21 protein-coding genes and 1 pseudogene are annotated in these 24237 nt (G+C 74.2%); 14 read left to right on the top strand and 8 right to left on the bottom strand.

Annotation, left to right across the window (positions count from 1 at the left end):
• Nucleotides 1-10 precede the first annotated feature (10 nt).
• The 6 genes from CO540_RS11960 (at nucleotide 11) to CO540_RS11935 (ending at nucleotide 9869) form a co-directional block, all read left to right on the top strand.
• Nucleotides 11-1375: a glutamine synthetase family protein gene (locus CO540_RS11960; RefSeq protein WP_099162094.1), complete on the top strand. Its 1365-nt coding sequence runs from the start codon at nucleotides 11-13 to the stop codon at nucleotides 1373-1375.
• A gap of 152 nt (nucleotides 1376-1527) precedes the next feature.
• Complete coding sequence (locus CO540_RS11955) at nucleotides 1528-2874, top strand: aldehyde dehydrogenase (protein ID WP_371682298.1); 1347 nt, start codon at nucleotides 1528-1530, stop codon at nucleotides 2872-2874.
• 5 nt (nucleotides 2875-2879) lie between these two features.
• Complete coding sequence (locus tag CO540_RS11950) at nucleotides 2880-3647, top strand: 3-oxoacyl-ACP reductase (protein ID WP_099164724.1); 768 nt, start codon at nucleotides 2880-2882, stop codon at nucleotides 3645-3647.
• 291 nt (nucleotides 3648-3938) lie between these two features.
• Nucleotides 3939-4697 carry a gamma-glutamyl-gamma-aminobutyrate hydrolase family protein gene (locus tag CO540_RS11945; protein WP_099162092.1) on the top strand — a complete coding sequence of 253 codons (759 nt, stop codon included), beginning with the start codon at nucleotides 3939-3941 and terminating at the stop codon, nucleotides 4695-4697.
• A gap of 123 nt (nucleotides 4698-4820) precedes the next feature.
• A complete protein-coding gene (locus CO540_RS11940; RefSeq protein ID WP_099162091.1) occupies nucleotides 4821-8489 on the top strand; it encodes a SpoIIE family protein phosphatase in 3669 nt (1222 codons plus the stop codon).
• Nucleotides 8490-8624: 135 nt separating this feature from the next.
• Entirely contained in the window at nucleotides 8625-9869 is a 1245-nt protein-coding gene (locus CO540_RS11935) for an aromatic acid exporter family protein (RefSeq protein ID WP_157779108.1), read from the top strand.
• Between the two features lie 13 nt (nucleotides 9870-9882).
• Here CO540_RS11935 and CO540_RS11930 read toward each other — a convergent pair whose 3' ends face one another.
• The gene (locus tag CO540_RS11930) at nucleotides 9883-10197 is read right to left on the bottom strand and encodes an STAS domain-containing protein (protein WP_253866625.1); all 315 of its coding nucleotides are present in this window, start codon (nucleotides 10195-10197) and stop codon (nucleotides 9883-9885) included.
• A 94-nt stretch (nucleotides 10198-10291) separates the two neighbouring features.
• Between CO540_RS11930 and map the strand changes: the two genes are divergently transcribed.
• Both map and CO540_RS11920 read left to right on the top strand, forming a co-directional pair.
• Nucleotides 10292-11149 (top strand): type I methionyl aminopeptidase, encoded by an 858-nt coding sequence (gene map / locus CO540_RS11925; RefSeq protein ID WP_099162089.1) that lies wholly within the window; start codon nucleotides 10292-10294, stop codon nucleotides 11147-11149.
• The gene (locus CO540_RS11920; RefSeq protein WP_099162088.1) at nucleotides 11146-11862 is read left to right on the top strand and encodes a VIT1/CCC1 transporter family protein; all 717 of its coding nucleotides are present in this window, start codon (nucleotides 11146-11148) and stop codon (nucleotides 11860-11862) included. The genes map and CO540_RS11920 overlap by 4 nt, the downstream gene beginning before the upstream one ends.
• Nucleotides 11863-11874: 12 nt before the next feature.
• Here the strand turns inward: CO540_RS11920 and CO540_RS11915 are convergent, their stop codons facing one another.
• Nucleotides 11875-12591 (bottom strand): hypothetical protein, encoded by a 717-nt coding sequence (locus CO540_RS11915; RefSeq protein ID WP_099162087.1) that lies wholly within the window; start codon nucleotides 12589-12591, stop codon nucleotides 11875-11877.
• 65 nt (nucleotides 12592-12656) lie between these two features.
• Here CO540_RS11915 and CO540_RS11910 point away from each other — a divergent pair, with 65 nt between their 5' ends.
• Together CO540_RS11910 and CO540_RS11905 are read left to right on the top strand one after the other, a co-directional pair.
• Nucleotides 12657-12926 carry a type II toxin-antitoxin system prevent-host-death family antitoxin gene (locus tag CO540_RS11910; RefSeq protein WP_099162086.1) on the top strand — a complete coding sequence of 90 codons (270 nt, stop codon included), beginning with the start codon at nucleotides 12657-12659 and terminating at the stop codon, nucleotides 12924-12926.
• 2 nt (nucleotides 12927-12928) lie between these two features.
• The gene (locus tag CO540_RS11905) at nucleotides 12929-13204 is read left to right on the top strand and encodes a type II toxin-antitoxin system RelE/ParE family toxin (RefSeq protein ID WP_099162085.1); all 276 of its coding nucleotides are present in this window, start codon (nucleotides 12929-12931) and stop codon (nucleotides 13202-13204) included.
• 19 nt (nucleotides 13205-13223) lie between these two features.
• Here CO540_RS11905 and CO540_RS11900 read toward each other — a convergent pair whose 3' ends face one another.
• From CO540_RS11900 to CO540_RS11875, 6 genes are all read right to left on the bottom strand, one after another.
• Nucleotides 13224-13691 (bottom strand): nitroreductase family deazaflavin-dependent oxidoreductase, encoded by a 468-nt coding sequence (locus tag CO540_RS11900; protein ID WP_099162084.1) that lies wholly within the window; start codon nucleotides 13689-13691, stop codon nucleotides 13224-13226.
• A 51-nt stretch (nucleotides 13692-13742) separates the two neighbouring features.
• Complete coding sequence (locus CO540_RS11895) at nucleotides 13743-16424, bottom strand: FtsX-like permease family protein (RefSeq protein WP_099162083.1); 2682 nt, start codon at nucleotides 16422-16424, stop codon at nucleotides 13743-13745.
• Nucleotides 16421-17152, bottom strand: a complete 732-nt coding sequence (locus CO540_RS11890; RefSeq protein ID WP_099162082.1) for an ABC transporter ATP-binding protein — start codon at nucleotides 17150-17152, stop codon at nucleotides 16421-16423. The genes CO540_RS11895 and CO540_RS11890 overlap by 4 nt, the downstream gene beginning before the upstream one ends.
• A 19-nt stretch (nucleotides 17153-17171) precedes the next feature.
• The gene (locus CO540_RS11885) at nucleotides 17172-17753 is read right to left on the bottom strand and encodes a PadR family transcriptional regulator (RefSeq protein WP_091579992.1); all 582 of its coding nucleotides are present in this window, start codon (nucleotides 17751-17753) and stop codon (nucleotides 17172-17174) included.
• A 69-nt stretch (nucleotides 17754-17822) separates the two neighbouring features.
• Entirely contained in the window at nucleotides 17823-18281 is a 459-nt protein-coding gene (locus tag CO540_RS11880; RefSeq protein WP_099164722.1) for a ferritin-like domain-containing protein, read from the bottom strand.
• Between the two features lie 35 nt (nucleotides 18282-18316).
• Entirely contained in the window at nucleotides 18317-18769 is a 453-nt protein-coding gene (locus CO540_RS11875; RefSeq protein ID WP_172968017.1) for a hypothetical protein, read from the bottom strand.
• A 264-nt stretch (nucleotides 18770-19033) separates the two neighbouring features.
• Between CO540_RS11875 and rimP the strand changes: the two genes are divergently transcribed.
• The 4 genes and pseudogenes from rimP to infB all read left to right on the top strand — a co-directional run bounded on the left by rimP (nucleotide 19034) and on the right by infB (nucleotide 24163).
• Nucleotides 19034-19684 carry a ribosome maturation factor RimP gene (gene rimP / locus CO540_RS11870; protein ID WP_099162080.1) on the top strand — a complete coding sequence of 217 codons (651 nt, stop codon included), beginning with the start codon at nucleotides 19034-19036 and terminating at the stop codon, nucleotides 19682-19684.
• Complete coding sequence (gene nusA, locus CO540_RS11865) at nucleotides 19681-20724, top strand: transcription termination factor NusA (RefSeq protein ID WP_099162079.1); 1044 nt, start codon at nucleotides 19681-19683, stop codon at nucleotides 20722-20724. The genes rimP and nusA overlap by 4 nt, the downstream gene beginning before the upstream one ends.
• Nucleotides 20725-20739: 15 nt before the next feature.
• A pseudogene (locus tag CO540_RS11860) lies at nucleotides 20740-21076 on the top strand (YlxR family protein).
• Nucleotides 21077-21169: 93 nt separating this feature from the next.
• Nucleotides 21170-24163 (top strand): translation initiation factor IF-2, encoded by a 2994-nt coding sequence (gene infB / locus CO540_RS11855; protein ID WP_099162077.1) that lies wholly within the window; start codon nucleotides 21170-21172, stop codon nucleotides 24161-24163.
• The last annotated feature ends 74 nt before the right edge of the window (nucleotides 24164-24237 follow it).

Here is a 24237-nt window from a genome sequence, read left to right as displayed (position 1 = left end):
AGGCCCCCTGATGAAGAGAACGCCGCTCTCGCTGGAACAGTTGCGGGTCGCCGTCACCGAGGGTGAGATCGACACGGTGGTGCTCGCCCTCACCGACATGCAGGGCCGGTTGCAGGGCAAGCGGTTCCACGCGCCCTTCTTCCTCGACCAGGTGGTCACGAACGGCAGCGAGGGGTGCAACTACCTGCTCGCCGTGGACGTGGACATGAACACCGTCGACGGGTACGCGATGTCGAGCTGGGAACGCGGCTACGGCGACTTCGCCATGCGCCCCGACCTGGACACGCTGCGCCGGATGCCCTGGCAGCCCGGCTCCGCGCTGCTGCTGGCCGACCTGGAGTGGCTGGACGGCTCCGGCCCGGTGGTCGCCTCGCCCCGGCAGATCCTGCGCCGGCAGCTCGACCGGCTGGCCGCGCACGGGCTGACCGCGTACGCCGGCACCGAGCTGGAGTTCGTGCTCTACCGCGACTCGTACGAGCAGGCGTGGTCGCGCGGCTACCGCGACCTGACCCCGGCCAACCAGTACAACGTGGACTACTCGCTGCTCGGCACCGCGCGGGTGGAGCCGCTGCTGCGCCGCATCCGCACCGAGATGGCCGCCGCCGGCCTCACCCCGGAGAGCGCCAAGGGCGAGTGCAACCTCGGCCAGCACGAGATCGCCTTCCGCTACGACGAGGCGGTGCGCTGCGCCGACCACCACGTCATCTACAAGAACGGCGCCAAGGAGATCGCCGCCCAGGAGGGCATGGCGATCACGTTCATGGCCAAGCCGAACGAGCGGGAGGGCAACTCCTGCCACATCCACTTCTCGCTGCGCGACGCCGCCGGCAAGTCGGCGATGCTGGGCGACGGGCCGGCACACCTGAGCGTGACCGGGCAGCGGGTGCTGGCCGGGCTGCTCGCCACCATGCGCGAGTTCAGCCTGCTGTTCGCGCCGAACATCAACTCCTACAAGCGTTATCAGCCGGGCTCGTTCGCGCCGACCGCGCTGCGCTGGGGCACCGACAACCGCACCTGCGCGTTGCGGCTGGTCGGGCACGGGCAGGGGATGCGGGTGGAGAACCGGGTGCCGGGGGCGGACGTCAACCCGTACCTGGCGATCGCCGCGCTGGTGGCCGGCGCGGTGCACGGCATCGAGAACGAGCTGGAGCTGGCGGACGAGTGCACCGGCAACGCGTACGACGACCCGGAGGCCGAGCGGGTCCCCGGCACGCTGCGCGACGCGCTCGACCTGTGGCAGCGCTCGGAGGTGGCCCGGACGGCATTCGGCGACGAGGTGACCGCCCACTACGCCAACCAGGCGAAGGTGGAGCTGACCGCCTTCGACGCCGCGGTCACGGACTGGGAGCTGCGGCGTGGCTTCGAACGCCTCTGACCCGCCCTCGTCGTCGCGTCCCCGCCCCTCCCTCGCCCCCGCGATCTTGCACTTGCGGCCCTCGGCGCGGACGTTATGCGGCTTTCGTCGGGGCAGTAACTGCAAGATCGCCGAGGTGAGGGTGAGAGGGAGGGGGGACACGCGTGGGTGAGGTGATCTCGCCTGTCGACGGGGCGGGGATCGGGGTTGTTCCGGGGTGCTCCGTCGACGACGTGGATGCGGCTGTCGCGCGGGCTTCCGCCGCGTTCGAGACATGGCGTCGGGTGGCGCCGGGGGACCGGGGGCGGCTGCTGCGGCGGTTCGCCGCCCAGGTCGACGCGCATCTGGAGGAGCTGGCTCTCCTGGAGGTGCGCAACGCCGGCCACACCATCGGCAACGCGCGCTGGGAGGCCGGCAACGTCCGCGACGTGCTCGACTACTACGCGGGCGCGCCGGAACGGCTGACCGGCCAGCAGATCCCGGTGCCCGGCGGGCTCGACGTCACGTTCCACGAGCCGCTCGGCGTGGTCGGCGTGATCGTGCCGTGGAACTTCCCGATGCCGATCGCCGGCTGGGGCCTCGCCCCCGCGCTCGCGGCCGGCAACACGGTGGTGCTCAAGCCGGCCGAGCTGACCCCGCTGACCGCGCTGCGCCTGGCCGAGCTGGCCCGCGACGCCGGGCTGCCCGACGGCGTGTTCACCGTGCTGCCCGGGCAGGGCGGCGTGGTCGGCGAACGGTTCGTCACCCACCCGGCCGTCCGCAAGATCTGCTTCACCGGCTCCACCGAGGTCGGCACCCGGATCATGGCCGGCTGCGCCGCCCAGGTGAAGCGGGTGACGCTGGAGCTGGGCGGCAAGTCGGCGAACATCGTCTTCGCCGACGCCGACCTGGCGAAGGCGGCGGCCACCGCCCCGTCCGCGGTCTTCGACAACGCCGGCCAGGACTGCTGCGCCCGCTCCCGGATCCTGGTCCAACGCCCGGTGTACGACCGCTTCCTGGAACTGCTCGAACCGGCCGTGCGGGCGTTCCGGGTGGAGGACCCGGCCCGCGAGACCGCCGAGATGGGCCCGCTGATCTCCGCCGGACACCGGGATCGGGTCGCCGGGTACGTCGACGACGCGGACGTGGCCTTCACCGGCTCGTGCCCCGACGGCCCCGGCTTCTGGTACGCCCCGACCGTGCTGCTCGCCGGCTCCCCGGCGGACCGGCACTGGCGGGAGGAGATCTTCGGCCCGGTCGTCTCGGTGCTCCCGTTCGACGACGAGGCGGACGCGATCCGGCTGGCCAACGACACCGAGTACGGCCTCTCCGGCTCGATCTGGACCCGGGACGTGGGCCGTGCCGTCCGGGTGGCCCGGGCGGTGGAGTCGGGCAACCTCAGCGTCAACTCGCACTCCTCGGTGCGTTACTGGACCCCGTTCGGCGGGATGAAACGCTCCGGCCTCGGCCGCGAGCTGGGCCCGGACGCGCTGCACGCCTTCACCGACGTCAAGAACGTGTTCATCGGCACCGAGGAGTGATCACAGTGCAGGGACGGCTTCAGGACCGGGTGGCCGTGGTGACCGGCGCGGGCAGCGGCATCGGGCTGGCCACCGTGCGGCGCTTCGCCGCCGAGGGGGCCCGGGTGGTCTGCGTGGACATCGACGCCGACGCCGGCACCCGGGCGGCGCGGGAGGTGGACGGGGAGTTCGTCGCCGCGGACGTGGCCGACGAGACAGCGGTCCGTGACCTCTTCGACGGCGTGGTGGACCGGCACGGCCGGGTGGACGTCGCGTTCAACAACGCCGGCATCTCCCCGCCCGACGACGACTCCATCCTGGAGACCGGGCTGGACGCCTGGGAGCGGGTGCTGCGGGTCAACACCACGAGCGTCTACCTGTGCTGCAAGCACGTCATCCCGCACATGCGCCGGCAGGGCAAGGGCTCGATCATCAACACCGCCTCGTTCGTGGCGCTGATGGGCGCCGCCACGTCGCAGATCGCGTACACGGCGAGCAAGGGCGGGGTGCTGGCGATGACCCGGGAGCTGGGCGTGCAGTTCGCCCGCGAGGGCATCCGGGTCAACGCGCTCTGCCCCGGGCCGGTGGCCACCCCGCTGCTGCTGGACCTGTTCGCCAAGGACCCGGAGCGGGCCGCCCGGCGTCTCGTGCACGTGCCGATGGGCCGGTTCGGCGACCCGACCGAGATCGCCGCCGCGGTGGCGTTCCTGGCCAGCGACGACGCCTCGTTCATGACCGCCGCGCAGTTCGTGGTCGACGGCGGCATCACCGGCGCGTACGTGACGCCGCTGTGAGCGCGAGGAGTGAGCCGGGGTTGCGAGCCCCGCAGTCGCGAACCGGGCCAGCACTGTGAGCGCGAGGAGTGAGCCGGGGTTGCGAGCCCCGCAGTCGCGAACCGGGCCAGCACTGTGAGCGCGAGGAGTGAGCCGGGGTTGCGAGCCCCGCAGTCGCGAACCGGGCCAGCACTGTGAGCGCGAGGAGTGAGCCGGGGTTGCGAGCCCCGCAGTCGCGAACCGGGCCAGCACTGTGAGCGCGAGGAGTGAGCCGGGGTTGCGAGCCCCGCAGTCGCGAACCGGGCCAGCACTGTGAGGCGACGGCCGGTCATCGGCGTCACCGCGTACGTCGAGCCGGCCGGCTGGGCGGTGTGGCGGGACGTGCCGGCGACGCTGGTGCCGCACGCGTACGTCCGGGCGGTGACCGCGGCGGGCGGCCGGGCGGTGGTGCTGCCCCCGGACGACGTCGACGCCGACGTGCTCGGGCTGCTGGACGGGCTGCTGCTGGCCGGCGGCGCGGACGTCGGCCCGGAGCGCTACGGGCAGCCGCCCGACCCGCGCACCGAGAGCCGGCCGGACCGCGACGCCGGTGAGGTGGCGCTGCTGACCGCCGCGCTCGCCGCCGACCTGCCGGTGCTGGGCGTGTGCCGGGGGATGCAGCTGCTGGCCGTCGCGTACGGCGGCAGCCTGCACCAGCACCTGCCGGACGTGGTCGGGCACGACGGGCACCGGCCGGCCCCCGGGGTGTACGGGTCGCACCCGGTGCGCTTCGCCCCGGGCAGCCGGGCCGGGGCGGTGATGGCCGGTGTGGACCGGGTCAACTCGTACCATCACCAGGCGGTGGCCGACCCCGGCGGCCTGGCGGTCACCGGCTGGGCCGACGACGGGGTGGTGGAGGCGCTGGAGGATCCGGCGCGGCGCTTCGTGCTCGGCGTGCAGTGGCATCCGGAGAACGAGGCCGATCCTCGGCCGGTCACGGCGCTGGTACAGGCCGCGGTGTCGCGCAGATCACAGCCGACCGGCCCGGGGCCCCGCCCGACTCGCCCCCGCCCGCCGGTTACGTCAGGATGAGGCGGAGGTAACCAGCGTCCGCCGGTGCCGGTGCGTTACGTTGCTCCTCCGCCGGGGTAGTAGGCGGGGACGGTCGGCGTAACCACGCCGGCCGTCGTGGACATGGCCGGAGCGGGAGGCTGCATGGGCTCGGCCCAGGGGGGCGGGGACGTCGGTCGATCGTCCCCGGCGGCCGGCGAGGCGTCTTTCCCACCGTTGCTGACCGCGGCGTTCGCCGCCGGCGGCGAGATGGGCGAGCGGCTGCGCGGCTTCGACTGGGCCACCACCCCGCTCGGCACCCCGGACCGCTGGCCGGCCGCGCTCTGCCACGCGGTGAGCACCATGCTGGCGTCCCGCGCCCAGATGGTGGTCTTCTGGGGCGCGGAGCACCGGGCCTTCTACAACGACGCCTACCGGCCCACCATCGGCGACAAGCACCCGGCGGTGATCGGGCAGTCCGCCCGGCTGCACTGGGCCGAGACCTGGGACGTCCTCGGCCCGCTGCTCGACGGGGTGCGCGGCACCGGCGTGCCCTACCGGGGCGAGAACCATCCCTTCGTGATCAACCGGCACGGCTTCCTGGAGGACGTCTACTTCGACGTCTCGTACGACCCGATCCGGGACGCCGACGGCACCGTCGAGGGGATCTTCTGCTTCGTCAACGAGACCACCGGCCGGGTGCTCGGCGAGCGTCGGCTGCGGGCCCTGGCCGAGCTGGGCAACGAGCTGGGTGACGTACCGAGCACGCTCGAACTGGGCCGGGCCGTCACCCGGGTGCTCGACGCCCACCGGGCCGACGTGCCGTTCAGCGCGCTCTGGCTCACCGACCCCGACGGCGCCATCGTGCCCGCCGGTTGCGCCGGCTTGGACCCGGCCACGGTCGCCGGCCCGCCGCCGGGACTGCCCGCCGGCGAGGAGCTGAGCGCGCCGCGCTGGATCGCCACCGCCGACCTGCCCGGCGCCGTCCCGGCCGACGCCGCCGACCAGGCGCTGCTGCTGCCGCTGACCGCCACCAACGAGCCGGCCGGAGTGCTGCTGCTCGGGGTGTCCCGCCGGCTCCCGTTCACCGACGACTACCGCGACTTCGTCGACCTGGTCGCCGCGCAGGTCTCCCGGGCGGTCGGCAAGCAGCGGGCGTACGAGCAGGAGCGGGCCCGGGCCGCCGAGCTGGCCGCGCTCGACCGCGCCAAGACCAACTTCTTCGCCAACGTGAGCCACGAGTTCCGCACCCCGCTCACCCTGGTCCTCGGCCCGCTGGAGGACATGCTCGCCGACCGGGAGCTGCCCGACCGCTACCTCGATCGCCTGACCATGATGCACCGCAACGGGCTGCGCCTGCTCAAGCTGGTCAACACCGTGCTCGACTTCTCCCGGCTGGAGTCCGGCCGGCTGGCCGCCCGCTACCAGCCCACCGACCTGGCCGACTACACGTCACGGCTGGCCAGCACGTTCCGCTCGGCCACCGAACGGGCCGGACTGCGCCTGGTGGTCGACTGCCCGCCGCTGCGCGCGCCGGTCTACGTGGACCGGGACATGTGGGAGAAGATCGTCCTCAACCTGATCTCGAACGCGGTCAAGTTCACCTTCGACGGCGAGATCCGGGTCCGGGTCCGTTCCGGCGACGGGGCCGCCGTGCTGGAGGTGACCGACACCGGCGTCGGCATCGCGCCGGAGGAGCTGCCGCAGGTCTTCGAGCGGTTCCACCGGGTGGCGGGTGCCCGCTCCCGTACCCACGAGGGCACCGGCATCGGGCTCGCCCTGGTCCGTGAGCTGGTCGAGATGCACGGCGGCACGGTGACCGCGAGCAGCGTCGTCGACCGGGGCACCACCTTCACGGTGACCGTGCCGTTCGGCTACGCGCACCTGCCCGCCGACCGGGTGTCCGCGCTGTCCCCGGTGCCGCTGAGCGAGCCGGAGCAGGCCCGGCTCCACGTCGCCGAGACGGCGCTCTGGACCGACGAGGTGGCCCGACCGGCCGGGCTGCCCGAGCCGTCCGGGACGCCGGGCGCCGCCGGCCGGATCCTGGTCGCCGACGACAACCCCGACCTGCGCGAGCACGTCGGCCGGCTGCTCTCCCCGGCCTACGAGGTGGTGGCCGTGCCGGACGGCGTGGAGGCGCTGCGACTGGCCGTCGACACCCCGTTCGACCTGGTGCTCAGCGACGTGATGATGCCCCGGCTGGACGGCTTCGGGCTGGTCGCCGCGCTGCGCGCCAACCCGGTCACCCGGCACGTGCCGATCGTGCTGCTCTCCGCGCGGGCCGGCGCCGCCGAGGAGGTCGCCGGCCTCTCGGCCGGCGCGGACGACTACCTGACCAAGCCCTTCTCCAGCCAGGAACTGGTCGCCCGGGTCCGGGCCAACGTCGAGCTGGGACAGTTGCGCGGGCAGATCATCCGCCGGCTGCGGGCGCTCGCCGACGCCGCAGTGGCGATCAACACCGCCCGGTCCACCGCCGAGGTGGTGCGGGTCGCCGCCCGGCACGCGCTCACCCTGGCCGAGGCGGACCGGGTGCTGGTCACCGCCACCGGCGCCCGCCACGAGGAGGACGCCGGCGGCGATCTGCCCGCCGAGCCGTCAGTGGTGCTGCCGCTGACCGGGACCACCGGCGAGCAGCTCGGCGAGCTGCGGGTGTGGCGGGGCGAGGGCGGCGGCGCCGAGCAGGCGGCGCTGACCCAGCTGGCCCGGCTGGTCGGCGTACGGCTGGAGAACGCCCAGCTCTACGAGGCCGAGCACCGGATCGCCAGCACGCTCCAGCACAGCCTGCTGCCGCGTACGTTGCCGCAGCTGCCCGGCGCGGTGGTGGCCAGCCGCTACCTGCCCGGCAGCGCGGACGTCGAGGTCGGCGGCGACTGGTACGACGTGATGGGCGCGCCCGACGACGAGATGGTGCTCGTCATCGGCGACGTGGTCGGCAAGGGCGTGCGGGCCGCCGCCGCGATGGGCCAGCTCCGCAACGCGCTGCGGGCGTACGTCCTGGAGGGCTACGACCCGGGCGAGGCGCTGACCCGGCTCAACCAGCTGGTCCACTCCACCGGCAGCGGCTCCTTCGCCACGGTGGTCTGCCTCAGCTTCTCCCCGCGCGACGGCCGGCTCCGGTACGCCAGCGCGGGTCACCCCTCGCCCCTGCTGATCCGAGGAGACGACGTGGCGTTCCTGCACGATCGGGCCCTCGGACCGCCGGTCGGGGCGATCCCCGGCACCACCTACCGGACCGTCGAGGGCGAACTCGCCCCCGGCGGCCGGTTGCTGCTCTACACCGACGGTCTGATCGAGGACCGGACGGCCGGCATCGACGCCGGGCTCGGGCAGCTGCGGCTCGACGCGACCGCGCGCGGCGAGCACGTGGCCGACCTGGTGGACGCGGTGGTGGAACGGGTCGCGGGGCGGACTCGGCACGACGACGTGGCGGTGCTCGCGCTGGAGGCGGCCGAGTTGAACCGCTTCGCGCTGCGCCTGCCCGCCGATCCGACCCGACTCAGCGTGCTGCGCAAGCGGCTGGAGGACTTCCTCGTCGCCCACCAGGTCGGCGAGACGGATCTGTTCGACCTCACCGTGGCGATCTCCGAGGCCGCGGCGAACGCGATCGAGCACCCGATCGACCCGGTCGACCCGTCGATCGAGGTGGAGGTGACCATCGCGGACCGCACGGTCACGGCGACGATCCGGGACAGCGGGCGGTGGCGCGAGTCCAGCGGGTCGAGCTTCCGCGGGCGCGGGCTGGCGCTGATCCAGGCGCTCGGGGAGATGAGCGTGACCCGCACCGAGGACGGCACCGAGCTGACGCTGCGCCGCCGGCTGACCGGGAGCGACTGAGCCGCCGCCACCGCACCCGCCGCGCGCCCGCGACCCGGACGATCTCAGCCGGCTGCCGGGTCGTGCCCGGGTGATCCGCCGTCCAGCCTCGCTTTCCGCCCGGACCGGGGTGAGGGAAGCCGTAGCGTGGTGGCGGTGAGACGAGGGGATCCGGCGGGCCCGCGCGCGACCCACGACCCGGTCGGCGCGGCGTGGGGGGCGGTACGGCGGACCGGCTCCGCCACGGCCCGCGACCGACTGGTACGGCTGCGACTGAGCCTGCTCGTGGCGGTCCAGTCGGGCGTGGCCGCGGCCGGCGCGTGGTGGATCGCCAACGACGTGTTGGACAATCCCCAGCCCCTGTTCGCGCCCGCCGTGGCGGTGGGCACCATCGCCAGTTCGGTGGGTCAGCGCTTCCGCCGGACCCTGTTCCTGGTCGCCGGTGTCGCGGTCGGCATCACCCTCGGCGACCTGTTGGTCTCCTGGGTCGGGCAGGGCCACGTGCAGATCGGGGTCATCGTGGCGGCGTCGATCCTGTTCGCCGTGCTGCTGAGCGGCGAGGGGTCGTTCGTGACCCAGGTGGGTGGCAGCGCCATGGTGATCGCGGTGCTGGCCCCGGCGAACACGAATTTGGCGGTGCCGCGCTTCGTCGACGGCATCGTCGGCGGGGTGGTGGGCATCCTCGTCGCGCTGGTGGTGCTCCCCCTGCACCCGATCCACCGGATCCGGCGCGCCGGTCGACCGTTGCTCGACCGCATCGCCACCGAACTGGACCGGGTGGCCGAGGCCGCCCGGAATCGGGACGCCGAGCTGGCCAAGCGGGCCCTCGACACACTGCGCGGCGTCGACACCTCGGACCTCGACACGGCCCTGTCTGCGGCCGTCGAGGTCGTCCGCATCTCACCGCTGCGGTGGCACAACCACAACTCGCTGGAGGGCTGGAGGCACGGCGCCGCCCTGATGATGCGCTCCCTGCTGCAGAGTCGTGACCTCGCGCTCAACCTGGAGAGCGCGCTCCGCAGCGACGAGCCGGTACCGCCCCGGCTCGCGGACGCCGTCGACAGCCTCGCCGAGGCCGTCCGGCACGTGGCCGTGGAGTGGTCGCCGTCGGCCAACCGGCCGTCCCGGTCCCAACGAGCCGCGATGACGGCCATCCGTCAGGCTCAGGAGGCACTCACCAGCGGGCTGCGGATCGGTGGCGTCAACCTGGCGAACGACGTCAGCATCATCGCCGTGAACACCATCCGCGCGAGCGGTGTGAGCAAGCACGACGCCGAGACGCTACGGCGCGATCTCGCCCCCGACACCGCCACGGACCGCGGCGAGCGGAAGCCGGCACCGGATCGCCCGCAGGCCGGGCCGGCCGGCCCGCTGACGCACGGTGCGGAAGATCCGCCCTGAACCGGCAGCCGGCTCAGGTGTCCGCCAGCCAGTCCTGATCGCCCAGGCCGGAGATCTCCAGCACGCGTCGGACCTGCCGGGACGGCAGCACGACGAGCGCGCCCGGGAAGCGCTGGGACAGCCGCACCACCGCGTGGATGGCGGCCGAGTCGAAGAAGGTGACCGCGCGCAGGTCGAGCGTGAGCCGCTTGGCGGGCTCGCGGAGCGCGCTCTGGAACATCGTGTCGGCGGTCGCCATGTCGACCTCGCCGGTCACCAGGACACGGAGGTGGTCGCCCTCGCCCTGCGCCGTCACGGTGAAGACGGGCGGTGCACCCCCTTGATCCACGCAGCAACAATGGCACAGCGTTTGCGGCACGGCAACAACCTGGTGGGCGGGGCCGTGGCGGGGGTCACCGAGGCGCCGGCGATAGTCTGAGGACATGACCGTCCGTGCGCCGCTGACCCCCGGCACGCTCTCCCCGTGGCGAGCGGTCCCCGCCCACATCCCGCGCCCCGAGTACGTGGGGAAGAAGCGCCCGCAGGAGTGGCGCGGGTCCCACGTGCAGACGCCGGAGACCATCGAGAAGATGCGGGTGGCCGGGCGGCTCGCGGCCCGGGCCACCCAGCTCGCGGGCGAGCACTGCAAGCCGGGGGTGACCACCGACGAGATCGACCAGGTGGTGCACGAGTTCCTCTGCGACCACGGCGCCTACCCGTCGACGCTGGGCTACAAGGGCTTCCCCAAGTCCTGCTGCACCAGCGTCAACGAGGTGATCTGCCACGGCATCCCCGACTCGACCGAGCTCCAGGACGGCGACATCGTCAACGTCGACGTCACGGCCTACCTGAACGGGGTGCACGGCGACACCGATGCGACCTTCTGCGTCGGTGAGGTGGGCGAGGAGGCCCGCCTGCTGGTCGAGCGGACCCACGCGGCGATGATGCGCGGCATCAAGGCGGTCGCGCCGGGCCGGCAGATCAACGTCATCGGCCGGGTGATCGAGTCCTACGCCAAGCGCTTCGGCTACGGCGTGGTGCGCGACTTCACCGGCCACGGCATCGGCGAGGCCTTCCACAGCGGCCTCTACGTCCCGCACTACGACAGCCCGCGCCCCACCGACCTGATGGAACCCGGGATGACCTTCACCATCGAGCCGATGATCACCCTCGGCACCCACCAGTACGACATGTGGGACGACGGCTGGACGGTGGTCACCAAGGACCGGAGGTGGACGGCACAGTTCGAGCACACCATCGTCGTGACCGACGACGGCTACGAGATCCTGACCCTGCCGTGACCGACACCCCGGCGGCGCTGCGCGAGGCGCACCACGCGGACGTGTCCGGCGGCTGGCTGCGGCCGGCGGTCTTCGGCGCCATGGACGGTCTGGTCACGAACATCGCGCTGATCGCCGGTGTCGGTGGCGGCGGGGTGTCCCCGCGCAGCGTCGTGCTCACCGGCACGGCCGGCCTGGTGGCCGGCGCCATCTCGATGGGCCTGGGCGAGTACACGAGCGTCCGGTCGGCCAACGAGCAGGTGGCCGCCGAGGTGGCCAAGGAGCGGCGGGAGCTGGAACGGCACCCGGAGGCGGAGGCCCGCGAGCTGGCCGACGCGTGGGTGGCCCGCGGGCTGCCCCGCGACCTGGCCACCCAGGTCGCCGAGGCGGTGCGTGCCAACCCGGAGGAGGCGCTGCGCGTCCACGTCCGGGAGGAGTTGGGCGTCGACCCCGACGACCAGCCCAGCCCGTGGGCGGCGGCGATCTCGTCGTTCATCTGCTTCTCGATCGGCGCCCTGGTGCCGCTGCTGCCGTACCTGCTCGGCTTCACCAGCCTGTGGCTGGCGCTCGGCGTCGGCGGCGTGGGGCTCTTCCTCGCCGGGGCGATCGTGGCCCGGTTCACCTACCGCGCCTGGTGGAGCAGCGGCCTGCGGCAGCTGCTGCTCGGCGCGCTGGCGGCCGGCGCTACCTATCTGATCGGCGCGCTGATCGGGGTCGGTGGCGGTCTGGGCTGACGGCCCCGCCGTTCAGCCGTCCAGCAGGTCGTCGACGGTGCCGTCCACCGGCCGGCCCCGCGCGGCCAGCTCCTCGGCCTGCCGGGTCAACACCGCGCCCACCTCGGTCATGTCCGCCCCGGCCAGTCCGGTGCGCCGCACCGCGTCGCCCGGATCGCGGAAGTAGGTGCGGCTGAACAGCCCCTGCACGGTCGCGGCGGCCAGCCGGGCCTCACCGAGCACGAGCAGCGCCTGGTCGGTCTCGTACCACTCGGCCAGCCGCAGCGCGCGGGCGTGCGCCGCGCTGCCCCGGTACCACGCCTGCCGCGCGGCGGTGGTGAACTCGGCCGGCCGGGCGCGCGCCAGCCGCGCCAGGTGCTCGTCGCGCAGCTTCGGCAGCCAGCCGGTCGGATCGTGCAGGGCGCGGGTGGTGACGTAGCGGTCGGCGGCCAGCGGCCAGCCCGCCGTGATCGCTGTCGCCCGGCGCAGGTAGTCGTCCGCCCCGGCCACGGTCAGGTCGACCAGCACCCCGTCGACTCGGCGGGTGGACGGCTTCGGCCCGGCGCCCGGCCGGTAGGTAGCCACCAACAGCCCCACCTCGCGGTCCCCGCCGCCGTCGTCGTCGCCGTGCGCCAGCGGACCGTGCACGGCGACGGCGAGCACGTCGGCCGGGAAGCGGCGCAGGACGGCGTCCCCGACCCGCTCGGCCACCCGCCACCGCGGGTCGTCCAGACTCCGTTCGGCGGTCAACGTCCACCCTCCTCCACCGTACTTGATGCGCACTGTACGAGTCGTACGGGTTGTACACTTGCGGCATGAGTGAACCCGCCGCAGAGCTGCCGATCTCCGATGCCCGCGATAGTCTCGCGGACGTTGTCTCGCGCGCTCACTACGCAGGTCGGATCACCTATGTGACTCGCCGTGGACAACGGCTGGCTGCCATTGTCCCGGCCGACCTGGCGGAAGCGATCGAACGCGCCGAGGATGCAGCAGACGTCGCAGCGGCCAGGGACGCCCTGGCCCGAATCGAGGCTGGTGAAGCCCCGATTCCGCTCGCCGAGCTGCGCAAAGAACTAGGCCTGTAAGCATGGCGGAATCCACGGCCTACACGGTCACAGTCGGCCGCGCCGCCGCGAAGCTCCTCCGCAAGCTCGACCGTCCCGTTCAAGCCCGTCTTGTCAGCGCGATCGCCGGCTTGGCCGTCGAACCTCGCCCGGCCGGGGTCAAGGCCCTTGTTGGGCATCCGGGCCTCCTCCGAATACGAGTCGGCTCCTACCGCGTCGTCTACACCGTTCGCGATGACGAGCTGCTCGTGCTGGTGGTGCAGCTCGGCCACCGCAGCGACGTCTACGACGCCTTCTGAAAGCATCCCGACGGTCGGCTCAGGCGGTCGGGACCAGACGGAACACGCGGATCTCGCGGCCACCGGCCCGCTCGACGTACGTGCGGTACGCGGGCCACTCCTGCACCAGCCGCTGGAACAGCCGCTCCCGTTCCTCGCCGGTGACCTGCTCGGCGGTGACCGGGATCCGGCGGCCCTTGACGTCCACCTCGGCGCCCGGGTGGGCCATCAGGTTGAACGTCCAGGACGGCTGGTGTCGTTGCCCCCAGTTCGAGCCGATCACCACGTAGGCGTCGCCGTCGGGGACGTAGACCAGGGGGTTGCTGCGGGGCTTGCCGGAGCGGCGGCCGGTGGAGGTGAGCACCAGTGTGGGCACCAGCCCGAAGGCGACCACGCGACCCTTCGTCAGCCGGCCGACGAGCCGGTCGGCGGGGACGAGCAGACGCATGGTGGTGGCGAACCACTGCTGGTGACCGAGGCGGCGGGTGAGGGATCCCAGAGCGGTCACCCGTCCAGTCTGCCGCCCCCGCCGCGCCCCGTCACCCCCTGCGGACCCCGGTCAGTCGAGGCGACGTTCGACCGGCAGGCGGGAGCGGGTGAGCAGCGCCGCGCCCAGCATCGCCACCACCGGCACCACCACCAGCACCGTCATGGTCTGGCCGGGCACGGTCAGCGGGTACGGCGGCTGCACCGGCCAGGACTGCGCGTACCGCTGGTTGAGCGCGGCCAGGATGACGGCGGCCGAGCCGAGCCCCGCCACGATGCCCAGCGCCGAGCCGATGCCCGCGATCACCCCGGCCTGCCAGAGCGACAGCACCCGGCGTACCCGGGGGTCGGCGCCGACCGCGGCGAGCGTGGACAGGTCCCGGCGGCCCTCGGCGGCGGCCAGGCCGGTGGCGACCGCGGCGGCGCCGAGCGTGATCACCCCGGACGCGGCGGCCAGCAGGAGCAGCAACGGCCGCTGGTTCGACGGCGGTTGTGCGGTCGCCATCTGGGCGGACAGCTCGACGACCTCGGCCAGTTCCTCGGTCAGCCGCTCGCGCTGCCGCTCGGTGGGCGGGCCGGTGGTGTCCACCAGGTAGCCCAGCGGCTCGGCGGCCAGGCCGAGCGTGCTCGCGGCGGCGGGGGAGAGCACCAGCCGGTCGACCGGGAGGCCGCCGCGCAGGACGTACCCGGGCAGGTGTCGGACCGTCGTCCGGCCGTCCGAGGTGCGGTTGACCTCCAGCCGCACCTGTCCGTCCACCAGGTGTCGGGGGTCGGTGACCACGACGCCGCCGGCGGCCAGGGCGCGGCGCGCGGCGGCCAGCTCGTCGGCCGGGGCGCCGGTGAGCGCGGCCAGCGCGCCGCCGTCGTCCACCAGCGTCGGCAGCGAGATGTCGTCCGGCTCCCGGAACGGCTGGACGCAGCGGGGGTCGTGCCGGGTCGAGGCGGGACCCTCCTCGTACGGCCCGTACGGGCACCGTTCCGCCGGCGGGCGCACGGCGACGGCCATGCAGTAGTCGTCCGGGCCGGCGGGGCGCGCGCACGCCGCGCCGGCCACCGCGCTGACGGTGGCGCTCGGCAGCACCGTCCGCACCCGCTCGGCGACCGCGCCGGCCGCCGGCGGCGAACCGGTCACCGGCCCGCCGGCGGGCATGAGGATCATGTTGCCCGGCGGCAGGCCGGGCTGCCAGAGCGCCTGGCTGCGGGCGTCGTCGCTGGCCAGGTAGACGCCGAGCGCCACGCTGCCGGCGACCGCCGCCATCACCGCCGAGATGGCCGGCGCGGCCGACGACCGGTTGCGGCTGGCGTCGCGCAGCGCGAGCCGGGGCGTCAGCGGCAGCAGTCGCCCGGCCCGGGCGAGCAACCCGACCAGCGTGGGCGTGCAGAAGACCAGTCCCAGCTCGCCGAGGGCCACGCCGGCCAGCACCCCGGTGGGCGAGGTCCGGGAGGCGGCGTACGCGGCCAGCGCGGTACCGGCGGCGGTCAGCAGGAGACCGGTCAGCAGCCACCGGCGGCCCGGCCGAGGTGGTTCGCGCCGCCCGGCCAGGCCGGCCACCACGTCCTGCCGGGACGCGGCCCAGGCCGGCGCGAGCGCCGCGAGCACCCCGGCCAGCACCGCCACCGCGGCGATCGCGGCCAGCGCGGTCGGGAAGACCCGGTACGCGGCCATCCGCTCCTGGAGCAGGTACTGCTCGACCAGCGGTCGCGCGGCGATCGCCGTCCCGACGCCGAGCAGCAGGCCGAGGGCGGCCCCGCCGGCGCCGAGCACCACCCCGTCGGCGAGCACGATCCGGCGCAGGTGCGCGGCGTCCCCGCCGGCCACCGCGACCAGCGCGAGGTCCCGTCGCCGGCGGCGGACGCCGACCGCGAAGGCCGGTCCGACGAGCAGCACCACCTCCAGCAGGCCCAGCCCGCCGACCAGCGCCACGCTGCCGGTCTGCTCGACGTCGGGGATGGACGGACCGCGGGCCAGTTCCTGCCGCCCCGGCAGCCTGGTACGGGTGGTCACCTGGACGCCCTGCGCGTTCAGCCGGTCGACGAGCGCGGGGTCCACCGAGCCGGGCAGGTCCACCAGCCAGCTCGACTCGGCCGGTGGACTGTCCGGGGCGAGGTCGGCCAGCGTGACCATCTCGCGCAGGTTGTCGGGGAACTCGACCACGCCGACCACCCGGTAGGTGGTGCCGTCGGTCGTGCGCACCGGCGCGCCGACGCGGGTGTCCAGCCGGCGCAGCGCGGCCGCGTTGATCGCGATCTCGTCCGGGCGCGTCGGGGGGCGGCCCTCGCGCACCCGGGCCAGCGGCCGGGCGAGCGGATCGGTCAGGTCGACGGCCCGGGCGTCCATCGACCTGACCTTGCGCCCGACCCGGGTCTCGAACGACAGCCACCAGCGGACCCGGGTGACCCGGCTGCCGGCGGGCAGGAGCGCCCGCAACTCGTCGGCGGTGACCGGGCGGGTCCGGGGGACCGGGTCGTCCCCGACCGACCAGGCCGACTCGCCCCAGGCGTCCTGCGTGACGGGGGACAGGTCGGTCCAGCGCAGCTCGGCGTCGGCGCCGCCGAGCCGGCGGTCGAGCCGTTCCGCCCGGGTCAGGTCCGACATGTCGTAGCTGGCGGCGGTGAAGCTGAGGCCGAGGACCGGCAGCGCGATCATCGCCAGCACCAGCAGCGTGCGCCGCCGGGACCGCAGCGCCTCGCGCCGGGCGATCCGCAGCGCGGGCCGCCACGACCGGAGCGCGGCGGCGAACCGCCCGCGGCTCACCGGCTGCTGCCGCTGAGCAGGTGCTCGACCCCGACCAGCGGGGCGGTCGAGTCGACCAGCACCCCGTCGCGCAGGAACACCACCCGGTCGGCCCAGCCGGCGTGGCGGGCCTCGTGCGTGACCAGCACGCCGGCCGCGCCGGCGTCCACCCGGCGGCGCAGCAGGTGCAGCACCGCCTCGCCGGCCTGGGAGTCCAGCGCCCCGGTCGGTTCGTCGGCCAGCACCAGCCGGCGCTCGCCGACCAGCGCCCGGGCGATCGCCACCCGCTGCTGCTGGCCGCCGGACATCTGGTCCGGGAAGCGGTCGGCCAGGCCGGCGACGTCCACCTCGCGCAGCGCGGCCAGGGCGAGCCGGCGGGCCGCCCGCACCCCGGCGCCGTCCAGCTCCAGGGGGAGGGCGACGTTCTCCACCGCGGTCAGGCTGCCGAGCAGGTTCAGGTCCTGGAAGACGTACCCGATCCGGCGCCGGCGCAGGCGGGCCAGCTCGCGAGCGGCGAGCCCGCCGAGCGCCTCGCCCTCGACCAGCACCTCACCGGCCGTGGGCCGGTCCAGGCCGCCGGCCAGGGCCAGCAGGGTGGACTTGCCGGAGCCGGAGGGGCCCATCACGGCCACCATCTCGCCGGCGGCCACGGTGAGGCTGACGCCGCGCAGCGCGTGCACGGCGGCCTCGCCGCCACCGTGCGTGCGGTGGACCGCACGCAGCTCCAGCACCCCGTCGGTCGGGTTCATCCGCGCCTCCCGTGCCGCCTCACCGGCGGGCTTCGTCGCCGGCCCGGTCCACCGCCTCGGGGTGGTCCGCCGGTCGGGCCGGCGCCGGGCGGTGCCGGACCAGGCTGGTCTCGCAGTGGTCGAGCCAGCGCACCTCGGCCTCGGCCTGGAAGATCATCGCGTCCAGCACCAACCGCCAGGGCAGATCCTCCGGCTTGTCGCTGGCGTACTTCAACCGGGTGAACTCCTGCAGGGCACGCATGGTGGCGCTGCGCTGGGTCTGCACCACCGCGCGGACGTCCACCCCGGGGGTGGTCAGCGCCAACGCCAGCTTGATCGACAGCTCGTCCCGGGGCCGGTCCGCGCGGCTGATCGGCGTGGCGAACCAGAGCGCCAGGTCCGCCCGCCCGGCGTCGGTGATCTCGTACGGCCGCTGCCCGCCCTCGTTCTCCGGCAGTGGGCGGACCAGTCCGTCGCGTTCCAGCCGCGCGAGCGTGGTGTAGACCTGCCCGATGTTCAGCGGCCAGGTCGACCCGGTCGACTCCTCGAACGCGGCGCGCAGCTGGTAGCCGTACATCTGGCCGCGTTCGAGCAGGGCGAGCAGGCCGTGACGGATGGACATGGCGTGGAGTATGCATACCTGGTATGCGGCCCGCAACCGCAGGGCTCCGCCGGGTGACCGGGCTCGCGCTCAGGCCGTGCGGCCCGGGAAGGCGACGGTGACCGGAGTCACCCCCGCCGTACGCCGCCAGCGGGTGGCCCGCAACGCGCAGTCGGTCAGCGCGGCGAGTGCGGTGTTGCGCTCGGGGCCGGTGGTGTGCGGCAGCGCGGCCCGCCAGTGCCCGGCGGTCCGCTCCTCGATCTCCACCGCCAGCCGCAGCGCGCCGGCCCGGTCGGTCACCGGGAAGGGCAGCGCGTAGCCGGCCCGGTCGGCGGGCACCTGGCCGGAACCCTCGGCGAGTTGGAGGAGCAACGCGTCGCGGCGGGACCGGTGGGCCGCCTCGGCGGCGCGGGCGGCCGTGCGGGCCGCGTCGGTGAGGTGCACGCCGATCACCCCGTACGCCCAGACCGCCGCGTACTCGGCGGCGAGCGCGTCGGCCAGGGCCTGGGCCGGGCCGCTCGTCGGGCTCGGGGCGTACCGGCCGGGCAGGGCCTGGCGGCCCTCGCTGCGCTCGGTGCGGTCGCTCACTTCAGGGCCTCCACGTGGGTGGCCCGGGCGGCGGCGATCGAGCCGAGCAGCGCGGCCCGCTCGGCCGGCGCGGCGGCGCACGCCTTGGCGGCGTTGGTCCGGCCCTGCTGCTCGGCCCGGCGCAGGTCGGTCAGCACCCCGTCCGGCTCGGTGACCGGCGCGCCCGACGGGTCGGCCGTCGGCGTGCCGGAGGGAGCCGGCCGACCGATCACCCGGCGCAGTTCGTCGGCGTGCGCCCGGTGCGCGTCGGCGATCGGGGTCAGCCGCGCGGCGAGCGCCGGCGCGGCGGTCGCCGCGGCCCGGTAGCGGGCCTCCAGGGCGAGCGCCTCGGCCGCCAACGGCTCCAACGCGTCCGGCGGCGACGGCTCGTCGTCACGGTCGAAAAGATCACAACCAGTCAGCGGCGCGGCCGCGCCACCCAGCGCCACGAGCGCGCCGGCGCGCAGCAGGCGACGCCGGGAATGCCCCGCTCTGACCTGGTCGGATGGTGTTCTGCCGGTCCCCACCGCACAAGTCAACACCATCTGCGCCGCCCCGTGGGGCAGGGTCGTCGGTGCGCCGCCCGGGCCGCCGCCGCGCCCAAGCGTTACGCTCTGCGCAGCCACCGGGCGCGGACGCCCCGGTGGCGTACCGGCATGGCGGGACGACCGCCCGCGCCGGCGCGGGACCAACACGGCCCGGTGGGCCGTGGCAACAGCAGAGAGGTACGCGGAATGACGCAGCGTGGCCGTGCCACCCGGCCGACGGGGCCCAGCGGACGGCCTCGCCGGTCCGACGGCCCCCGCGGCGCGGACCGGGGCGGCGCTCCCCGCGGCGACCTCGCCGCGCGCCGGACCCGGCTGCGCGAGGTGATCGAGCCGGTGGTCACCGCCGCCGGCTACGACCTGGAGGACCTCTCCGTCTCCCGGGCCGGACGGCGGCACGTGGTCCGGGTGATCGTGGACGCCGACGGCGGGATCAACCTGGACGCCGTCGCGGACGTGTCCCGGGCGGTCTCCGCGGCGCTGGACACGGCGGAGGAGGCCGCCGGCGACATCGTCGCCGGCGAGTACCAGCTGGAGGTCAGCTCCCCCGGGGTGGACCGCCCGCTCACCCTGCCCCGGCACTGGCGACGCAACGTCGGCCGGCTGGTCAAGGTCACCGTGCGGGGCGAGGCCGGCGACCGGCAGCTCACCGGCCGGGTGACGGCCGCCGACGACGAGCGGGTGGAGCTGGAGAGCGACGCCGGGCGCGTCACGCACGCGTACGCCGAACTCGGCCCCGGCCGGGTCCAGGTGGAGTTCTCCCGCCTGGACGACGAGGACCTCGGTGACGACACCGACATCGACGACGACGACGAAGATCTGGAGGACGAGGAGAGGTGAACATCGACCTCGCGGCGCTGCGCGCCCTGGAGCGCGAGCGGGAGATCCCGTTCGACACGATCCTCGCGGCGATCGAGACCGCGCTGCTGACCGCCTACCGGCACACCGACGGCGCCGAGCCGCACGCCCGGGTGGAGATCGACCGCAAGAGCGGGGCCGCCTCGGTCTACGCGCAGGAGCTGGACGCCGACGGCACGGTGACCCGGGAGTGGGACGACACCCCGCACGACTTCGGTCGGATCGCCGCCATGACCGCGAAGCAGGTGATCCTCCAGCGGCTGCGGGAGGCCACCGACGAGGTGCACTTCGGCGAGTACGTCGGCCGCGACGGTGACCTGGTCACCGGCGTGGTGCAGGCGCACGAGACCCGCCGGGAGAAGGGCATCGTCAGCGTCGACCTCGGCAAGCTGGAGGGCGTCCTGCCCCAGTCCGAGCAGGTCCCCGGCGAGCGGTACGAGCACGGCGAGCGGATCCGCTGCGTCGTGGTGCACGTCGCCAAGGGAATGCGCGGGCCGCAGATCACGCTGTCCCGTTCGCACCCGGCGCTGGTGAAGAAGCTGTTCGCGCTGGAGGTGCCGGAGATCGCCGACGGCACGGTGGAGATCGGCGCGATCGCCCGTGAGGCAGGTCACCGCACGAAGATCGCCGTCCGGTCGACCGCTTCCGGCGTCAACGCCAAGGGCGCCTGCATCGGCCCGATGGGCCAGCGGGTCCGCGCGGTGATGAGCGAGCTGCACGGCGAGAAGATCGACATCATCGACTGGTCGGACGACCCGGCCACCTTCGTCGGCAACGCGCTCTCGCCGGCCAAGGCCCTGCGGGTCGAGGTGGTCGACCTGGCCAGCCGTACCGCGCGGGTCACCGTTCCGGACTTCCAGCTCTCGCTCGCGATCGGCCGGGAAGGGCAGAACGCCCGGCTCGCGGCCCGCCTGACCGGTTGGCGGATCGACATCCGCTCCGACGCGGAGACCGCCGGCCCGTCCGCGCGGGGCGGAGCTGATCACGTCCCGGAGCCGGGCGGCGCGATCTCGAGCAGCTAGGGGTAGACTTGCTCAGTGGCACGACGCGCGCTGCCGGAGCGCACCTGTGTGGGCTGCCGGAAACGAGCGCCGGCCAGCGAGTTGCTGCGGGTCGTCGCGGTCGGTGACAAGGCTGGTCAGACCAGTCTTCGGCCCGATCCGGCCCGCAGACTGCCGGGTCGGGGAGCGAACATGCACCCCAATCCGGCCTGCTTCGCGCAAGCGGTGCGGCGCCGCGCCTTCGGGCGGGCACTGCGCGTCACCGGGGTCCCCGACCACGGTGCGCTCGCGGAGCACGTCGACGCGCAACCCCCGACGACCGGTCAAGCCCGTCCGGTCGAGGGTCGCTAGCAAGGTAGGACGACCGACATGAGCACACGATGAAGTCCCTGAAATGACCAGGCTTCAAGTGCACGAGTGAGGTCGCTGCGGGTGCTGCCCGCACGACCTCGGAGTGAGGAGTGCAGTGGCAGGAAAGGCCCGCGTACACGAGCTTGCCAAGGAGCTCGGGGTCGAAAGCAAGACCGTTCTCGCCAAACTCAAGGAGATGGGCGAGTTCGTGAAGTCCGCGTCCAGCACCGTCGAGGCGCCTGTCGCCCGACGGCTGCGGAGCGCGTTCGTAGCCGGTTCCTCGGCGCCCGCCGCCCCGCCGGCGGCCGCGCCCAGCGGACCGGCACCGACCCCGACGCCCACCCCGACCCCGGGCGCTCCCCGGGTCTCGGCCCGGCCGATGCCGCCCCGGCGTCCGGCCGCGCCGGCTCCAGGACCGAAGCCCAAGGGCCCGGTCCCCGGCCCGCCGCAGCCGGCGACCCCGGTCGCCAAGCCTGCGAGCGCGCACGACATCGAAGTGGCGGCCGCCGAAGCGCGTGCCGCCGCGCTGAAGGCTGAGCAGGAGGCCGCGGTCAAGGCCGCGCAGGCCGCCCGCCAGCAGCAGCGCGAGACCGTTCGCCGGGAGCCTCCGGCCGAGGGCGGTCCCCGCCCCGGTCCGCGTCCCGGCCCGAACGCCATGCCGCCGCGTCCGGGTTCCCCGGCCGCCGGTCGGCCCGGCGGCCCGGGCCAGGGCCCGGGTGCCCGGCCCGGTGGTCGTCCGCCGGCGCGGGGCGCCGGTAACAACCCGTTCGGCATCCAGGGTGGCCAGCAGCAGCGGCCGCCGGCCGCGGGTGCGGGCGGTCCCCGTCCCAGCCCGGCCGGGATGCCGCCGCGGCCGAGCCCGGCGTCCATGCCGCCGCGGCCCAGCCCGGCGTCCATGCCGAGCCAGCGCCCGACCACTGGTCGCCCCGGCGGCCCCGGTGGCGGTCGTGGCGGTCCCGGTGGCGGCGCGGGTCGTCCCGGTGGCGGCGGCGGTGGTTACCGCGGCGGTCCCGGTGGCGGCGGCGGTGGCGGTGGCTACCGCGGCGGTCCCGGTGGCGGCGGCGGTGGCGGTGGCTACCGCGGTGGCCCCGGTGGCGGTGGCGGCGCACCCGGTGGCGGTTTCCGTCCGCCGGCCGGCGGCGGTGGCCGTCCGGGTGGCGGCGGTCGTGGCCGTGGCGGCGGCGCCGCGGGTGCCTTCGGGCGTCCGGGTGGTCGGCCGACCCGTGGTCGCAAGTCCAAGAAGCAGCGCAGACAGGAGTTCGACAACCTGTCGGCCCCGACCATGTCCTCGGGTGCTCCCCGTGGCCAGGGTCAGGTCGTCCGGCTGTCCCGTGGCGCCTCGCTGTCGGACTTCGCCGACAAGATCAACGCCAACCCGGGTTCGCTGGTCCAGGAGATGTTCAACCTGGGCGAGATGGTGACCGCGACGCAGTCGTGTTCCGACGAGACCCTGCTGCTGCTGGGTGAGCACCTCGGCTTCGACGTGCAGATCGTCAGCCCGGAGGACGAGGACCGCGAGCTGCTCGCGCAGTTCAACATCGACCTCGACGCCGAGGTCGCGGCGGACCGCCTGGTCAGCCGTGCGCCGGTGGTGACCGTCATGGGTCACGTCGACCACGGTAAGACCAAGCTGCTCGACGCGATCCGCAAGGCGAACGTGGTGGCCGGCGAGGCGGGTGGCATCACCCAGCACATCGGCGCCTACCAGGTGCACGTCCCGCACGAGGGCGAGGACCGCGCGGTGACCTTCATCGACACCCCGGGTCACGAGGCGTTCACCGCCATGCGTGCCCGTGGTGCGCAGGTCACCGACATCGTGATCCTCGTGGTCGCGGCGGACGACGGCGTGATGCCGCAGACCATCGAGGCGCTCAACCACGCCAAGGCGGCGGACGTGCCGATCGTGGTCGCGGTCAACAAGGTCGACAAGCCCGAGGCGAACCCGGACAAGGTCCGCCAGCAGCTGACCGAGTACGGCCTGGTCGCCGAGGAGTACGGCGGCGACACGATGTTCGTCAACGTGGCCGCGAAGCCCGGTATCGGCATCGAGGAGCTGCTCGAGGCCGTCCTGCTGACCGCCGACGCGTCGCTGGAGCTGACCGCTCCGATCGACGGGCCGGCACAGGGTGTGGCCATCGAGGCGCACCTGGACAAGGGCCGGGGCGCGGTGGCGACCGTGCTCGTGCAGAAGGGCACCCTGCGTGCCGGCGACTCCATCGTCGCCGGTGGGGCGCACGGCCGGGTCCGGGCCATGCTGGACGAGAACGGCAAGCCGGTCGACGAGGCCGGGCCGGCGCGTCCGGTCATGGTGCTCGGTCTGACCACGGTGCCGGGTGCGGGTGACACCTTCCTGGCCGCCGAGGACGACCGGACCGTTCGGCAGATCGCCGAGCAGCGGCAGGCGCGGCGGCGGGCGGCATCGTTCGCCAACTCCCGTGGCCGGGCCACTCTCGAGACGCTCATGGAGCAGCTCAAGGAGGGCGAGAAGACCTCGCTCAACCTGGTGCTCAAGGGCGACGGCTCCGGTTCCGTGGAGGCGCTCGAGGACGCGCTGTTCAACCTCGACATCCCCGAGGAGGTCCAGCTCCGGATCATCCACCGGGGCGTGGGCGCGATCACCGAGAGCGACGTCATGCTCGCGAGCGCCTCGAACGAGGCGGTCACGATCATCGGCTTCAACGTGCGGGCCGCCAACAAGGTCCGCGAGATCGCCGACCGCGAGGGCGTGGAGATCCGGTACTACACGGTCATCTACCAGGCCATCGAGGAGATCGACGCCGCGCTCAAGGGTCTGCTCAAGCCGGAGTACGAGGAGGTCGAGCTGGGCACCGCGGAGATCCGCGACGTCTTCCGCTCGTCCAAGATCGGCAACATCTCCGGCTGTATCGTCCGGTCCGGTCTCATCCGCCGCAACGCCAAGGCGCGGCTGCTGCGGGACGGGGCGGTCGTGGCGGACAACCTCACGATCAGCTCCTTGAAGCGGTTCAAGGACGACGCGACCGAGGTCCGCGAAGGCTTCGAGTGTGGTCTGACGCTGGGCGGTTACAACAACGTCCAGGTCGGCGACATCATCGAGACCTTCGAGATGCGGGAGAAGCCGCGCGCCTGAGCGGTGTGACATGACGACGGCCGGGGCCCCAGGGCCCCGGCCGTCGCCGTTTCCGCAGGCTGGAACAATCTCCG

The organism is Micromonospora sp. WMMA2032, from assembly GCF_002688545.1.
GTDB lineage: Bacteria > Actinomycetota > Actinomycetes > Mycobacteriales > Micromonosporaceae > Micromonospora > Micromonospora sediminicola.
Note: the sequence above shows the minus strand (reverse complement) of the source record. Positions and strands in the feature narration are given on the sequence as shown.

Bases quoted from the DNA above. Each gene is read 5' to 3' on its own strand.
- CO540_RS11940 (WP_099162091.1), top strand. From the start codon at position 4,821: ATGGGCTCGGCCCAGGGGGGCGGGGACGTCGGTCGATCGTCCCCGGCG.
- CO540_RS11905 (WP_099162085.1), top strand. From the start codon at position 12,929: ATGGCGGAATCCACGGCCTACACGGTCACAGTCGGCCGCGCCGCCGCG.
- rimP (WP_099162080.1), top strand. From the start codon at position 19,034: ATGACGCAGCGTGGCCGTGCCACCCGGCCGACGGGGCCCAGCGGACGG.
- CO540_RS11885 (WP_091579992.1), bottom strand. From the start codon at position 17,753: ATGTCCATCCGTCACGGCCTGCTCGCCCTGCTCGAACGCGGCCAGATG.
- CO540_RS11910 (WP_099162086.1), top strand. From the start codon at position 12,657: ATGAGTGAACCCGCCGCAGAGCTGCCGATCTCCGATGCCCGCGATAGT.
- CO540_RS11960 (WP_099162094.1), top strand. From the start codon at position 11: ATGAAGAGAACGCCGCTCTCGCTGGAACAGTTGCGGGTCGCCGTCACC.
- map (WP_099162089.1), top strand. From the start codon at position 10,292: ATGACCGTCCGTGCGCCGCTGACCCCCGGCACGCTCTCCCCGTGGCGA.
- CO540_RS11890 (WP_099162082.1), bottom strand. From the start codon at position 17,152: ATGAACCCGACCGACGGGGTGCTGGAGCTGCGTGCGGTCCACCGCACG.